The 13,909-nt window shown below is 66.8% G+C and carries 13 protein-coding genes; 6 read left to right on the top strand and 7 right to left on the bottom strand.

Translation table 11 applies throughout. From position 1 onward, the window contains the following. Positions 1 to 16 precede the first annotated feature (16 nt). Complete coding sequence (gene ptsN, locus ACO06P_RS15515; protein WP_420346139.1) at positions 17 to 481, top strand: PTS IIA-like nitrogen regulatory protein PtsN; 465 nt, start codon at positions 17 to 19, stop codon at positions 479 to 481. A 105-nt stretch (positions 482 to 586) separates the two neighbouring features. On the opposite strand, the gene ACO06P_RS15510 is transcribed toward ptsN, so the two are convergent. From ACO06P_RS15510 to ACO06P_RS15495, 4 genes are all read right to left on the bottom strand, one after another. Further along, positions 587 to 802, bottom strand: coding sequence for a DUF1150 family protein (locus ACO06P_RS15510; RefSeq protein WP_420346138.1), 216 nt, complete (start codon positions 800 to 802; stop codon positions 587 to 589). 3 nt (positions 803 to 805) lie between these two features. After that, positions 806 to 1,264 carry an Hsp20 family protein gene (locus ACO06P_RS15505; protein WP_420346137.1) on the bottom strand — a complete coding sequence of 153 codons (459 nt, stop codon included), beginning with the start codon at positions 1,262 to 1,264 and terminating at the stop codon, positions 806 to 808. A 279-nt stretch (positions 1,265 to 1,543) separates the two neighbouring features. Beyond that, positions 1,544 to 3,292, bottom strand: a complete 1,749-nt coding sequence (locus tag ACO06P_RS15500) for an EAL domain-containing protein (protein WP_420346136.1) — start codon at positions 3,290 to 3,292, stop codon at positions 1,544 to 1,546. Between the two features lie 235 nt (positions 3,293 to 3,527). Then, positions 3,528 to 4,301 carry a metallophosphoesterase gene (locus ACO06P_RS15495; protein ID WP_420346135.1) on the bottom strand — a complete coding sequence of 258 codons (774 nt, stop codon included), beginning with the start codon at positions 4,299 to 4,301 and terminating at the stop codon, positions 3,528 to 3,530. Positions 4,302 to 4,646: 345 nt separating this feature from the next. On the opposite strand from ACO06P_RS15495, the gene ACO06P_RS15490 reads away from it, so the two are divergent. From ACO06P_RS15490 to ACO06P_RS15470, 5 genes are all read left to right on the top strand, one after another. Next, on the top strand, positions 4,647 to 5,909 hold the full coding sequence (locus ACO06P_RS15490) for an ABC transporter substrate-binding protein (RefSeq protein ID WP_420346134.1): 1,263 nt from the start codon (positions 4,647 to 4,649) through the stop codon (positions 5,907 to 5,909). A 74-nt stretch (positions 5,910 to 5,983) separates the two neighbouring features. Further along, a complete protein-coding gene (locus ACO06P_RS15485) occupies positions 5,984 to 6,904 on the top strand; it encodes a carbohydrate ABC transporter permease (protein ID WP_420346133.1) in 921 nt (306 codons plus the stop codon). Continuing rightward, positions 6,904 to 7,755 carry a carbohydrate ABC transporter permease gene (locus ACO06P_RS15480; RefSeq protein WP_299391100.1) on the top strand — a complete coding sequence of 284 codons (852 nt, stop codon included), beginning with the start codon at positions 6,904 to 6,906 and terminating at the stop codon, positions 7,753 to 7,755. The genes ACO06P_RS15485 and ACO06P_RS15480 overlap by 1 nt, the downstream gene beginning before the upstream one ends. An 8-nt stretch (positions 7,756 to 7,763) precedes the next feature. Beyond that, positions 7,764 to 9,902 (top strand): alpha-galactosidase, encoded by a 2,139-nt coding sequence (locus ACO06P_RS15475; RefSeq protein WP_420346132.1) that lies wholly within the window; start codon positions 7,764 to 7,766, stop codon positions 9,900 to 9,902. 5 nt (positions 9,903 to 9,907) lie between these two features. Then, positions 9,908 to 11,857 carry a beta-galactosidase gene (locus ACO06P_RS15470; RefSeq protein ID WP_420346131.1) on the top strand — a complete coding sequence of 650 codons (1,950 nt, stop codon included), beginning with the start codon at positions 9,908 to 9,910 and terminating at the stop codon, positions 11,855 to 11,857. 14 nt (positions 11,858 to 11,871) lie between these two features. Here ACO06P_RS15470 and ACO06P_RS15465 read toward each other — a convergent pair whose 3' ends face one another. From ACO06P_RS15465 to ACO06P_RS15455, 3 genes are all read right to left on the bottom strand, one after another. Next, positions 11,872 to 12,432 carry a hypothetical protein gene (locus ACO06P_RS15465; RefSeq protein WP_420346130.1) on the bottom strand — a complete coding sequence of 187 codons (561 nt, stop codon included), beginning with the start codon at positions 12,430 to 12,432 and terminating at the stop codon, positions 11,872 to 11,874. A 33-nt stretch (positions 12,433 to 12,465) separates the two neighbouring features. Beyond that, on the bottom strand, positions 12,466 to 12,942 hold the full coding sequence (locus tag ACO06P_RS15460; RefSeq protein ID WP_420346129.1) for a c-type cytochrome: 477 nt from the start codon (positions 12,940 to 12,942) through the stop codon (positions 12,466 to 12,468). A gap of 85 nt (positions 12,943 to 13,027) precedes the next feature. Next, the gene (locus ACO06P_RS15455; protein WP_420346128.1) at positions 13,028 to 13,894 is read right to left on the bottom strand and encodes a CopD family protein; all 867 of its coding nucleotides are present in this window, start codon (positions 13,892 to 13,894) and stop codon (positions 13,028 to 13,030) included. Positions 13,895 to 13,909: the final 15 nt, after the last annotated feature.

Genomic DNA, 13,909 nt, shown 5'->3' with positions numbered 1-13,909 from the left:
AACCCAAGAGTTACTGATGGAACTATCCGATCTTATCGACCCGGAAAGCGTTGTTGCGAGCCTTCGCGTAACCAGCAAGAAGCAGGCGCTTCAGGAACTGGCGAAGAAGGCGGCGGAACTCACCGGGCAACCGGAGCGGGCCGTGTTCGAGGTGCTTATCGAACGCGAGCGCCTGGGGACCACCGGCGTGGGCCACGGTATCGGCATTCCGCATGGCAAGCTTCCGGAACTCGACCGCCTCTACGGTCTTTTCGCGCGGCTGGAAAACCCGATCGACTTCGACGCCATCGACGAGCAGCCGGTCGACCTGATCTTCGTCCTGCTGGCCCCGGAAACCGCGGGGGCCGACCACCTGAAGGCCCTGGCCCGGGTGTCGCGGCTGTTCCGCGACCGGGCGATCTGCGACAAGCTGCGCGGCACCGACAACGCGGATGCCATCTACGCGCTTCTGACCCAGGGCGCAGCCAGCCACGCGGCCTGACGGCCCCGGTTTCGGGTCCCAGCCTAAGGCCAGCCCCAAAGACAACGGCCCCGCGCGCTGCGGGGCCGTCTTTCGTTTACGCCGGTGAGCCGCTACTGCGACCGGTCAATGGACGCTCATCGGCTCCATGCCGTTCTGGCGCACCGCGGCAAAAGCGATGTCGTGATCGGCCATCGTGGCGATCTGGGTCCCGTCGGCCGAGAACACCAGATAAACCTCCTTGCCTTCGTGGCTTGCCTTTTTCACGTAGGCCAGGTCGTTGACGCCCAGCAAGAGAAAGTCCTGGGGCGAGAGTTCGCGAACGGCTGTCAGTTCGTTCATGTCTTACTCTCCTTTCCGAATATCCTGAATGGATGGCGACTCCCCTGACTGAGACTCCTTGCTGTCGATCTTGATTTTACGGACTTGCGGCTGCACCAGCGGGCGCTCCAGATCGATGTGGAGCAGGCCTTTGTCGAGCGACGCCGCGGTGACTTCGATACCCTCGGCCAGAACGAAGGAGCGCTGGAACTGGCGCGCCGCGATGCCGCGGTGCAGATAGTTGCGCTGCGTGTCGTCCTGCTGCTTGCCGCGAACGACCAGCTGGTTGTCCTCGATCTGGACGGTGAGGTCTTCTTCGGCAAATCCGGCAACCGCCAGCGTGATGCGCAGCCGGTGCTCGGCGAGCTGCTCGACGTTGTAGGGCGGATAGCCGTCGGCGTTTTTTGAGATCCGGTCAACGGCCCGCTCGAACTCCTCGAAACCGAGCAGCAGCGGACTGTTGAAAAGCGACAGGCGTGTCATCTGCGGGTTTTCCTCCTCTACATCGCGAGCAAGGTCAGCCGTCGTCTTTAAGGCAGTACGGGGATACCTGTGTGGTCATCCCTGCCAGCGGCCCTTGCGTGGCACCGCTGAGCTATATCTGGGGAGGCGCCCGGCGCTGATCAAGCAACCGATGCGATCAAGCGGCCTCTGCGATCGGGCAGAGGTTTAGGACAATGTTCTTATTTATGTCCGGGTCCGCAGCACCGCCGGTCCGGCCCAGGGAGCCCGGCCCAGGGAACCCGGCTCAGATGGCCCGGCTCAGGCGCGCCGGCGGGCGCGGCTCCCTTCGGCCCCGCCGGAGAACACCGGCTGGGGCGCCGGCGGACCCAGGAGGTAGCCCTGGCCCATGTGCACCCCGAGGGCCCGCAGCTTGGCGACCTGTTCCTCCAGTTCGATCATCTCCGCGATGGTCTTGATCCGAAGGTCGCGGCAGAGGTCGCAGAGGTTGCGCAGCATCAGGGTGTCGCGGTCCGAACTCAGGAGCCGGCGCGTATAGGTGCCGTCGATCTTCACATAGTCGACCTCCAGCGCGCGCAGATACTGGAACGAGGCGGCACCGGCCCCGAAGTCGTCCAGGCACATGGAAAAGCCGAGTTCCTTCAGGGTCTGGAAAACGTTGCTGACGCGCTCGAGATCGTAGATCCGCGAGGACTCCGTCGCCTCGAACATCAGGCGCCCGGCCAGGGCCTTGTTCTCCGTGCTCAGGGCCATCAGGGCATCGATGAAGGCGTCGTTCTGCAGCGACTGGCCGGAGAGATTGACGGCGAGGTTCACCGGGGAGTGGCCAACCCGCTCCGCCAGATAGGCAAAGGCCCGCCGGGTGCAGGCCAGATCGAAGTCCTGGATAAGGCCGACTTCCTCGGCGAAGACAATGGTCTGGTAAGGCGATTCGCCCTTGGCGAAGCGGGTCAGGGCCTCGAAGTGCGAGATCTCCCGCGTGCGAAGGTCGACGATCGGCTGAAAGGCGAAGTCGAAGCGGTTCTCGGCCACCACGGCCTTGAAGGTGGAGATCCGCTCCTGGGTCTCGGAGACATGCTCGTGGAAGCTGGCGCTCAGGTTGGAGAAGGCCATCTTGGCGGTGCCGTTGGAGGCGACCTTGTTGATGGCGTAGACCAGGGCCTGGGCGGCTTCCTCGCTGGTCAGTTCCTCCGCGCCCGCATCGATGGTGGCCTGCTCGACCGCCAGACCGCCGCCGGCCGGGTCGAAAGCCCGCGCCAGTTCCTGCAACTGGCGGCGCACCTCCATGCCCGTCGCGGCGCCGGCCGCATGGACGATGCCGAAACGGTCCTGGGTAATGGCGCCGGCCGAATCGCTGTCGATGGAGCCTTCGCGCATGACCGCGCCGGCATCGGCACAAAAGGCATGCCAACGGTCCAGGCCGACGCGCTCGCGGAAGGGCTCGGCATCGACCAGTTCGATAAAGGTGAGTTCGACATCCTCGCCGGCCGCGCGCGCAGCCTCCAGCGTTTCCACCGCCGCAGCCTCGAAGGCCTCGCGCTGCAGCAGACCGCCGTCGGTGCGCTGGGCGGCGGCCCGCGCCTGTTTGGCCGAGGCGGCATTGGCCACGGTGACGGTGCAGTAGACCACCTCTTCGTGGTCCGGAATGCGGCAGGCATTGAAGACGACCTTGATCCCGGCGGCGCCAGACGGTGCGCCGGCGGCGTCGCGCGCCGCCTCCTCGGCGGCAGGCCCGGCCGTTATCATGGTGGTCAGCACCGGCCCGCAGCGCTTGCCCGCCGTCAGGCCGCCGATCTTGGCAACCAGGATCGGCCGGTCTTCCGGCGCGAAGAGGTCCAGCCAGCCGAGGCCGATCATCTCCTGCGGCGACCGGCCGAGAAGCTGGCTGGTCGCCCCCAAGGCATAGCGGATCAGGCTGTCGTCTCCGACTTCCAGCAGCAGGTCGGAGGCGGCGAAGGCGAAGGCCAGGAAGCGGTCACGCTGAACGCGCAGCGGTTCGGAGTCCGGCTTGGCCGCCTCCGCGTCGCGCTTCTGCTTGGATTGGTCCATTCCGACCTTCTGGAAACTGGGCGTTTTCGACGGCTGCGCAGGCTTCGGTCACCCGGGAGAACCCAACGCAGAGCGGCGACAAGTACGCCTCAACCTACGGCAAAACACTTAGTCTTTGCTTAAGAATGCCGCCGGCTTCACCGCGCGTTCACCAAGACTGCCGAGGCGCCCCCGGGGCAGGCTGCCGGGAAAGGCATTCCTGGGAATTTTGTCTCTTGGCGGCCCGCCTGATCCGTCAGGTCTCGAGCCGGGTGGTGAGAAACCGCAGTTCGTTGCCGCGGATCTCCACCGCGCTCAGCGAGCCGCTGGCAAAGACGCCGCTGTCGATCCCGATGCGGTGCTGCAGGGCGATCGGCCCGTCGGGGGTGTGGCCATGCACCACCGTCACCGGGTGGGGCCAGTCCCGACTGCTGAGAAAAGGCTCGCGGATCCACAGCAGATCCTCTTCGTCCTGATCGTCCAGGCGCCGGTCCGGGTTAAGGCCGGCATGGGCAAAAACATAATCGCCAATGCGGTGCTGCAGGGGCAGGGTTTCCAGAAAGGCGAGCCGCTCGCGCCCCAGGGCCTCGAACAAGGCCGCGCCGACCGTCTGCGGATTGTCGATCTCCGCGTCCGGGGCCAGACACTTCAGGGTTTCCTCGCCGCCGTAGCGCCACCAGTTCAGCAGCCGCGGCAGCGAAAGGTCACGGCCCGTGGCCGCATCGATGAGATAGCGCTCATGGTTGCCCAGAAGCTTGACCTCGTTGACTTCGGGCCTGCCGAGGCCGGCGGCCACGAGGTCCAGGGTCTGCAGCGGCTCCCAGCCGCGGTCCACATAGTCGCCCAGCCAGACGACGGAGACATCGCGGGCATCGTGCTCCAGGGCGATGATGCCGCTGATGCGCTCGTGCAGCATCCAAAGATGATCGGCATGGGAATGCACGTCGCCAATGGCGAAGATCGCCTTCCAGGCCGGCAGCGCGCGTGGCGCGGCCTGCCAGGGGCCGGCATCGACGACTATCCGGGACATCGCTGCGATCTCTGCATCGTCCTTACGGGTGCGCGCCTGGCGTACGGGTGAGCGCCCAGTTGACCGCGCCGCGCCGCAACACGCAAACGCGAAAACCCTGATCGGGCCGGCCACCGCAGGCCTGTGACGCAAATGTGATACCGCATCACGGTATCCGCAAGAACCCCGCCGGCCCTGTGTGAACGCGCCGTGTTGCGCGGTGACCCGCACAGCAGCGTCACAGATTGATCCCGCGGGTATCTTAAGAAGACCATTTGCAGGCCCTCTGGAAGGGTCTACCATTGCGCGTAACAGGCCACCTTAAGCTGTGCCGAGAAAAAGGAACAACGAACTGGGAGGAAGACGGTGAAACGCTCTCTACGGCGGCTGGCGGTGCTGGCCGGCAGCTTGGCATTCGGAATCGCCCTGACGGCCCAGACCGCCCTGACGGCCCAGACCGCGACGGCGGGCACGCTGGTCATCAATGCCGGAACCTCCGATCCCGCCCCCAAGCAGGCTTTCGAGGAGTTGATCGAGCGCTTCGAGGCGGAAAACCCCGACATCGAGGTGAAGCTGAACGTCTTCGATCACGAGGGCTTCAAGACCTCGGTGCGCAACTTCCTCTCCTCCCAGGCGCCGGATGTCATCACCTGGTTCGCCGGCAACCGCATGAAGACCTTCGTCGACCGCGACCTGCTGGAAGACGTGAGCGACGTCTGGGAAGCCAACGGCCTGAAGGACGCCATGCCGTCCAGCCTCTCGGCCATGACCGTCGACGGCAAGCAGTACGGTGTGCCCTGGAGCTACTACCAGTGGGGCGTCTATTACCGCCGCGACATCTTCGAGGAGATGGGCCTGACCGCGCCCACGACCTGGGACGAGTTCATGGCGGTGAACGAGAAGCTGAAGGCCGGCGGCGTCACCCCCATAGCCATCGGCACCAAGTATCTCTGGACCGCCGGCGGCTGGTTCGATTACCTGAACCTGCGCGTCAACGGTCTGCCGTTTCATCTGGAGCTGATGGACGGCAAGGTGCCCTACACCGACGACCGGGTGCGCGCGGTCTTCGACAAGTGGCGCCAGATGGTCGATGCCGGGCACTTCCTGGAGAATCACGCCACCTATTCCTGGCAGGAGGCGCAGCCCTTCGTGTTCCAGGGCAAGGCCGCGATGTATCTCATCGGCAACTTCTTCGTGCCCTTCTTCCCGCCGGAGATCGCCGACAAGATGGACTTCTTCCAGTTCCCGGTCATCAACCCCGATGTGCCGATGTATGAGGATGCGCCCATCGATACGGTGCACATCCCCGCGCGCGCGCAGAACAAGGAAGACGCCCGCAAGTTCCTCGCTTTCGTCGCAAGGGCCGACAACCAGACCGCCATGAACAAGGTGCTGGAGCGCCTGCCGCCCAACAAGGACGCCACCGTCAAGGACGACCGCTTCCTGCAGGCCGGCTTCACCATGCTGTCGGAGTCGGAAGGCCTGGCACAGTTCTACGATCGCGACACCGACCCCGAGATGGCCAAGCTCGGCATGCAGGGTTTCCAGGAGTTCATGGTGAAGCCCGACCGCCTGGACCGCATTCTCGACCGCCTTGAGAAGTCGCGCCAAAGGATCTTCAAGCAATAGGTCCGCTCTGATCGGGGCCGGATGCAGGAGGGAAGCGACCGGCCCCGATCCACAAAAAAGCCTGTGGAGGGGGAATGAACGCCCAGGCAAGCCTCGCCGAGCTTCGTGGCCGAAGCTCCTACTGGTATCGCAACCAGACGAAGATCGCGCCGATCCTGTTCCTGGCGCCGGCCTTCATCATGTTCCTGGTGTTCGTGGTCAACCCGATCATCCAGAGCATCTGGATCTCTTTCCATGAGTGGGACGGGCTGGGCGACAAGGTCTGGGTCGGCCTCGCCAACTACGCCGAGCTCTTCGACGACGAACTGTTCTACGTGTCGCTGTGGAACAACGTCATCTGGCTGGTGCTGTTCATGCTGTCGCCGGTTATCGGCCTGGCGATCGCGCTCTACCTGAATCAAAAAGTCTGGGGCATCCGCCTCGTCAAGTCGCTGTTCTTCTTCCCCTTCGTCATCAGCCAGGTGGTGGTCGGCCTGGTCTTCGCCTGGTTCTACGACCCGAGCTTCGGCCTGCTCGGCGAGGTGCTCGGCGCGTTCGGCGGCGAGCCGGTTCCGGTGCTCTCCGACGAGCGCTTCGTCACCTACGGGATCGTGGCGGCGGGGCTGTGGCCGCAGACCGCCTACTGCATGATCCTCTATCTCACCGGCCTCAACAACCTCGACGGCGAGGTCATCGAGGCCGCGCGCATCGACAACGCCAAGGGCTGGTCGATGCTCTACCACATCATCCTGCCGCAGCTTCGGCCCGCCACCTTCATCGCCGTGGTGGTGACCGTCATCGGCGCGCTGAGGAGCTTCGACCTGGTGGCCATCATGACCGCCGGCGGCCCCTTCGGCAGTTCGACCGTGCTGGCCTACTACATGTACGAGCAGTCGCTTTTCAATTACCGCATGGGTTACGGCGCGGCGGTGGCGACGGTCCTGTTCCTGATCATGGACATCTACATCGCCTTCTTCCTCTACCGCATGCTGAAACAGGAACGCAGGAGCGGCTGATGTATCCGACCGCCATTCAAAAGGCGCCGGCGGGCGTCGCCCTGGGCTACAAGATCTCGCTGCCCATCGCGCTGATCGTCTGGCTGCTGCCGCTGGTCGCGGTGATGCTGACCTCCATGCGCTCGCTCAACGACATCACCCAAGGCAACTACTGGGGCCTGCCGACCGAATGGCAGATCCTGGAGAACTACACCACCGTCTTCACCGCAACTCCGATGACGCTCTACCTGATGAACAGCGTCATCGTCACCCTGCCGACGGTGGCGATCACGGTTGCCATCTCGGCCATGGCCGGCTTCGCCCTGGCCAAGTACAATTTCCGCGGCAACCTTCTGCTCTTTGCGATGTTCATCGCGGGCAACTTCATTCCCTTCCAGATCCTCATGATCCCGGTGCGCGACCTGATGGTCCAGCTCGGCATGTACGACACCTACTGGTCGCTGATCCTCTTCCACATCGCTTTCCAGACCGGCTTCTGCACGCTGTTCATGCGCAATTTCATCCAGGCCCTGCCCCACGAACTGATCGAGGCGGCGCGGGTGGAAGGGGCGACCGAGTTCGAGGTGTTCTGGCATGTCGTCGTGCCGCTGGTGCGCCCGGCCTGCGCGGCCCTGGCGGTGCTGGTCTTCACCTTCATCTGGAACGACTACTTCTGGGCCCTGGTGCTGGTGCAGAGCGACGAGGTGCGGCCGGTCACTGTGGGGCTGGCCGCACTGCGCGGGCAGTGGGTCGCCTCCTGGCAGCTTATCTCCGCCGGCTCCCTGGTGGCCGCTCTGCCGCCGGTCATCATGTTCTTTGCCATGCAACGCCACTTCATCGCCGGGCTGACCCTGGGCGCGACAAAGGGCTGAGGGCCGCCATGCCGCCCGCCTTCGTCCGCCTCGACGGTGCGGACAGCAGTCTGCTGCTCGACTGTCGCGGACCAGGGGTGCCGCTCTGCCTGCACTGGGGCCCCACCCTTCCGGGCGGCATAGACCCCGAAGCCCTCGCCGTTTCGGCGCAGCCGCGCCTGCGCCAGCACGCGATCCTGGACAGCCCGCCGCCGGTCAGCCTGCTGCCGGAAGCGGGGCTCGGTTTCTTCGGCGCGCCGGGGCTGGAGGGACACCGCGGACGCAACGACTGGGCCACCGCTTTCGAACTGCGCGAGATCGAACAGGAAGACGATGCCCTGCGCCTCCACCTGGAAGAACCGCGGGCGATGCTGGCGCTCACCCTCGACATCCGGCTGCACACCGCCAGCGGCATTGTCTCGCGCCGCTCGGCCCTGACCAACCGCGCCGCCAAACCCTATAACCTCACCTGGCTGGCCGGAGCCGCCTTCGACCTGCCGGAAGACGCAGAGGATGCGCTGCTGCTGAACGGCGCCTGGAGCAGCGAGTTCACGCCGCGCCGCATGGGGCTGGGCGCCGGGCAGATCGCCCAGGAATGCCGCCGCGGCCGCACCAGCCACGCCAGCTTTCCCGGCTGCATCGTCGGCAGCCGGGGCTTCGACGACCTGCAGGGCAGCGTCTACGGCTTTCACCTCGCCTGGAGCGGCAACCACCGCCTGCTGATCGACCACCAGCCCGACGCCGGGCACCAGGTGCAGCTCGGCGAGCTGCTGCTGCCGGGGGAGGTGATCCTGGGCGAAGGCGAGCGCTACGAAAGCCCCTGGGTGCACGCGGCCTGGTCATCAGCCGGACTGAACGATCTCTCCCAGCGCTTCCATGCCTTTCTGCGGGACGCGGTGCTGCCGCCCCGTGTCGCTGCGCAGCCGCGCCGCGTACACTACAATTCCTGGGAGGCGATCTACTTCGACCACAGCGAAGAGAAATTCTTCGCCCTGGCCGAACAGGCCGCCGCGCTTGGGGTCGAGCGCTTCGTGCTGGACGACGGCTGGTTTCCCGGCCGTGTCAGCGCCCAGTCCGGCCTCGGCGACTGGCAGGTCGACCCGACCAAGTATCCGCAGGGGCTCGACCCGCTGATCGCCAGGATCACAGACCTCGGCATGGACTTCGGTCTCTGGGTCGAGCCGGAGATGATCAACCCCGACAGCGACCTCTACCGCGCGCACCCGGACTGGGTGCTGGCGCTGCCGGGCCATGCGCGCCCGACCGGACGGCACCAGCTCGTGCTCGACCTGACCCGGCCGGAAGTCTCCGATCACCTCTTCGCCTGGCTGGACCGGCTGCTGTCGGACCATGCCATCGCCTACCTGAAGTGGGACCACAACCGCGACCTGGCCCCGGCCGGCGATGCCCTGGGACGTCCCGCGGCGCGGCGCCAGACTCTGGCCTTCTACGCCCTGCTCGACCGGCTGCGCGCCGCCCACCCGCAGGTGGAGATCGAGTCCTGCGCCTCGGGCGGCGGGCGCGCGGACTACGCGGTCCTGCGCCGCAGCGAGCGGCTCTGGACCAGCGACAACAACGACGCCCTGGCGCGCCAGACCATCCAGCGCGGCGCCAGTCTGTTCTTCCCGCCGGAGGTTTTGGGCGCCCATGTCGGTCCCGCCGCCAGCCACACCGCCGGACGCCGCTTCAGCCTCGACTTCAGGGCCGGCACCGCCCTCTTCGGGCACTTCGGACTGGAGTTCGATCTGGCCGAACTGAGCGCCGCGGAGCACGACTCATTGAAAGCCTGGATCGCGCTCTACAAGCGCTTCCGATCGCTGCTCCACGGCGGCCGGCTGTATCGTCTGCCATTCATGGGCGCGCACGGCCAGGCCTGGCTCAGCATCGCCCAGGACGCTTCGGAAGGGCTCGCCGCCCTGGTCTGCCTGGAACCGCCGCTGCCCCCGCGGCCGGCGCCGTTGCGGCTGCCCGGCTTCGATCCGGATGCCGACTACCGGGTCACGCTGCTGCCGCCCGCACCGGACGGGCTGGCGGACTACATGAACGATTTACGGGCTTGGCTTGACGGTCAAATCGTGCTGTCTGGCCGGCTGCTGACAGAGGGCGGCCTGCACTTTGGACTCGTCCGCCCGCAGTCCATCGCCCTTCTGCATCTGAAAAAGGTCTGAGCGCAATGCTTGGCGTCTGTTACTACCCGGAGCACTGGCCGGAAAGCCGCTGGGCCGAGGATGCCGCGGCCATGGCGGCGCTCGGCATCACCTACGTGCGCATCGGTGAGTTCGCCTGGAGCTTCATGGAGCCTCGGCGCGATGCCTTCGCGTGGGACTGGCTCGACCGCGCGATCGAAACCCTGGCGGCCGCGGGCCTGAAGGTCGTGCTCGGCACACCGACCGCAACGCCGCCGAAGTGGCTGGTCGACGAGCGCCCGGAAATTCTGCCAGCCGACGAGCGCGGGCGCGTGCTGCGCTTCGGGGCAAGGCGGCACTACTGCTTTTCGAGTCCGGCCTGGTGGGAGGAAACACAGCGCATCGTCGAGGCCATGGGCGAGCGCTACGGCAACCATCCCGCCGTCGCCGGCTGGCAGTTGGACAACGAGTACGGCTGCCACAACACGGTGCTGTCTTACGTGCCGCATTGCCTGCCGGCCTTTCGCAACTGGCTGCTTGATCGATACAAGACGATCGAGCGTCTGAACGAGGCCTGGGGCACCGCCTTCTGGAGCCAAAGGTACGGCGGCTTTCATGAAGTGGATCTGCCCAACCTGACGGTCACCGAGGCCAACCCCTCGCACCTGCTGGACTACCGCCGCTTCGCCTCCGACCAGGTCGCGGTTTACAACCGCCTGCAGGCGAAGATTCTGCGCCGCCTTTCGCCCGGCCGCTTCCTGGCGCACAACTTCATGGGCTTTTTCACCGAGTTCGATCACTACCCCCTGGCGCGCGATCTGGATGTCGTGTCCTGGGACAGCTATCCGCTGGGCCACACCGACCAGCGCCTGCCCATGCCCGCCGAAGACAAGAAGCGCTGGGCGCGCTCCGGCCACCCCGACGTCGCGGCCTTTCACCACGACCTCTGCCGCGGCATGGGCACGGCGCGCTGGTGGGTGATGGAACAGCAGCCGGGGCCGGTGAACTGGGCCGACTTCAACCCGGCACCGGCCAAAGGCATGGTGCGGCTGTGGACCTGGGAGGCCTTCGCCCACGGCGCCGAAGTGGTGTCCTACTTCCGCTGGCGCCAGGCGCCCTTCGCGCAGGAGCAGATGCACGCCGGCCTCAATCGCCCTGACGGCGCGCTGGATCAGGGTGGCGAAGAAGCGCGCCAGGTCGGTGAGGAGATCGCCGCGCTTGCAGACTCCCTCGGCAAGCGCCATCAGGCGCCGGTCGCCCTGGTGTTCGACTACGAAGCCGTCTGGGCCTTCCAGATCCAGCCGCAGGGACTGGGCTTCAACCACAAGGACCTCGCCCACCGCTTCTACCGCTGCCTCAGGCGATTGGGCCTGGACGTCGATATCCTGCCGGCGGGGGCGCCGCTCGACGGCTATGCCCTGGTGGTCGTCCCCAGCCTGCCTGTGCTGCGGAACGGCGCCGCCGAGGCCCTGGCTGACAGCGATGCCGCCGTCGTGCTCGGCCCGCGCAGCGGATCGAAGACCGAGAGCTTTCAGATTCCCGCCGGCCTGCCGCCCGGCCCCCTGCGACAGCTGATCGACATGCAGGTGACCCGGGTGGAGAGCCTCCCGCCTGCCGTGCGCGATCAGCTCACCTGGGGCAACAAGGGCTACAGCATCGGCCTCTGGCGCGAGCGCCTGGAAAGCGCCACGGCGGAGACGCAGGCCCGCTTCCCCGACGGAGAGGCCGCGATCCTGTCACAGGGCCGCACGCATTACCTCGGCTTCTGGCCGGAAGAGGATTTCCTGACCGACTATCTGGCCGCCCTGGCCGAGGCCCGCGGCCTGGCGGTCCAGCGGCTCGACGACGCGCTGCGGCTGCGCCGTCTCGGCGATCTCACCTTCGCCTTCAATTACGGCGACAAGCCGCTGCCGGCGCCGGCGCCCGAGGGCAGCGCCTTCGTGCTGGGCGGGCCCGAGATCGCCGCCCACGATCTGGCGGTCTGGCGCAAGGGCTGACCGCCGCCGCGCCTTCAGTGCCTGCCGTGATGCTCATGGACAGGAGCGGCCCCGTCGCCGGCATTCGGGCCATAGCCGCGCAAGCGGTCATAGAGCGCGACCTGCTGATCGTTCAACAAGGCCCGGGTGCTGAGATGGTAGCGCAGATGGGCAAAACGCAGGCGGCCCTGCAGGTCGCCCAGGGCAGCGACCTCTTCGCGTAAGTTTTCTTCCGTGACCGCGCCTTCGCGAAAGATGCGATCGAGCTGCGCCTCGCGCATCAGGATCTCACGGCCCAATCCCTGCGCTTCGGACTGCATCTCTGCAAAGAGGCTTTCGACGGCCCCGCGCTGCGCCGGCGACAGGCCCAGCGCCTCGGCCAGGTCCAGCACGTGGCGCGGTCCCGGGTAGCCGTTCAGTTCCGCGGCCAGCGCGAGCCCCATCCCGCGCCCGACACTCAGGTCCTCGATCTGCTGGGGCGACAGCGCCTTGATGGGGCGGTCCTGCCAGCCTGCATAGGGATTTGCATCCTGCGCCGCGGCAGCGACGCCGGGAACGAGAAACAGAGCAACAGCGACCAGAGCGGCTTTGACCATGACCAAGGTCCTTTCCTGTAGAGCGATGGGTTCTCAGCCCCGCGCTGCGCGGTTGATGGCGTCGTGCCGCGCCCGCACCGACGCAGGCCAGCGGCTCTTGATGTAGGACAGCACGGCCCAGATCTCTTCGTCGGTCAGGATGCCTTCATAGGCCGGCATGTCGCTTTCGTAACCGCCGCCGGCAATGGCCGCGGGCCCGTACTTAGTGAGCGCGAAAAGCTGGACGTCGGGGTGATGCCAGGTGTGGCCGCTGGGATCGTGCGGCGGCGCCGGCAGGCGCCCGTCGGCGCGGCGCTGACGCCAGTCGGCCTGCCCCTCCAGGTTGGCACCGTGGCAGACGGCGCATTCGGCGGCATAGACGTCGCGGCCCAGCGCCACCAGCCGGGCGTCGTCCGGATCGATCCCGCCGGCTACCCGATCCTGCACGACGGCGAGGGTGCCGGCCGCCGCCGCAGCCAGGATCAAGGCAACAAAGGCGATGGTGACCCTCCGCCGTCCGACTCCGCGCACCGCAACAAGCCCGTTGTTCGTTCCAGACCCGGCAAAGGCTGAAGCTTCCCGCCGCTGGAAGGTCAAGCTGCCCCACTGGGCAGCGTCAGGGCGGCGCGACGGCTGAGGTCAGCACGGCCGTTGCCAGTAGGATGGCGATCACGAGCGCGATCTCCGCGGCGATCGAACGCCGCAGCCGCAGCGCTGCGCCCGGCTCGCCGGCGGCGAGGCGCGGAACCAGACGCCACTTGTTGAGCGCGGCAAAGCCGAGCAGCAGCACGACCAGCGCCAGCTTGACCAACAGCACCCGGCCATAGGCGGTGGTCACGAGCGGCGCGATGCCGCCGAGGAGCAGAGCGGCGAGACCGGCCCCGGCCAGCAGCAGACAGGCGACAAAGACGCCAGCGATGCGCCCGAAGCGCTGCATCACCGCCGCCACCCGCGCGCCCTCCGCCGCGCCCGCAAGCTGCAACAGCGGCCAGAGGCTGCCGATCCAGAACGCGACCGCCGCCAAGTGCAGGGTCAGGAGGGCGTGGAGCCACGGGGAATTCGGATCGTCCTGCGTATGCCCGACGAGGCCGAAGGACAGCGCGACCAGAAGGCCCCCGGCCAGCAGTGCCGGCAGGCACAGACGGGCATGCAACAGTCCGACGGACAGCAGCGCCAATCCGGCAAGGCGCAGCCAGACGGCGTCGCCCGCCGCCGTTCCGGCCACCAGCGCCCAGAGTTCCGCATCGAAGCCCCCGGCAAGCCCGGCCCCGCTGAGCAGCGCCACGGTCGCGTAGACTATGGCCAGCGATGCCGGAACCGCGATCACCAGAAGCAGCCCGACATGACGCCGGATCACCGCGACCTCGGCAGCGGTGAGCAGGGAGCGGAAGACGATCATGAAGGAAAGCGCACCGGTCGCCACCAGGGCCGCCCCGTAAGAGAGCAGCTTGGCGGCGAGAGTGACGGCTTCGACGGAAGACAAGAGAGACCCGGCCCC

Origin of the sequence: Pelagibius sp., assembly GCF_965227505.1 — a bacterium.
In the GTDB taxonomy this organism is placed as follows: Bacteria; Pseudomonadota; Alphaproteobacteria; order Kiloniellales; family Kiloniellaceae; genus Pelagibius.
This window is presented reverse-complemented; position numbering and strand designations above follow the sequence as displayed.

What these genes read in the sequence shown, in the direction of transcription:
- ptsN (WP_420346139.1), top strand. Translation starts at nt 17, where the DNA reads ATGGAACTATCCGATCTTATCGACCCGGAAAGCGTTGTTGCGAGCCTT.
- ACO06P_RS15510 (WP_420346138.1), bottom strand. Translation starts at nt 802, where the DNA reads ATGAACGAACTGACAGCCGTTCGCGAACTCTCGCCCCAGGACTTTCTC.
- ACO06P_RS15505 (WP_420346137.1), bottom strand. Translation starts at nt 1,264, where the DNA reads ATGACACGCCTGTCGCTTTTCAACAGTCCGCTGCTGCTCGGTTTCGAG.
- ACO06P_RS15500 (WP_420346136.1), bottom strand. Translation starts at nt 3,292, where the DNA reads ATGGACCAATCCAAGCAGAAGCGCGACGCGGAGGCGGCCAAGCCGGAC.
- ACO06P_RS15495 (WP_420346135.1), bottom strand. Translation starts at nt 4,301, where the DNA reads ATGTCCCGGATAGTCGTCGATGCCGGCCCCTGGCAGGCCGCGCCACGC.
- ACO06P_RS15485 (WP_420346133.1), top strand. Translation starts at nt 5,984, where the DNA reads ATGAACGCCCAGGCAAGCCTCGCCGAGCTTCGTGGCCGAAGCTCCTAC.
- ACO06P_RS15480 (WP_299391100.1), top strand. Translation starts at nt 6,904, where the DNA reads ATGTATCCGACCGCCATTCAAAAGGCGCCGGCGGGCGTCGCCCTGGGC.
- ACO06P_RS15475 (WP_420346132.1), top strand. Translation starts at nt 7,764, where the DNA reads ATGCCGCCCGCCTTCGTCCGCCTCGACGGTGCGGACAGCAGTCTGCTG.
- ACO06P_RS15470 (WP_420346131.1), top strand. Translation starts at nt 9,908, where the DNA reads ATGCTTGGCGTCTGTTACTACCCGGAGCACTGGCCGGAAAGCCGCTGG.
- ACO06P_RS15465 (WP_420346130.1), bottom strand. Translation starts at nt 12,432, where the DNA reads ATGGTCAAAGCCGCTCTGGTCGCTGTTGCTCTGTTTCTCGTTCCCGGC.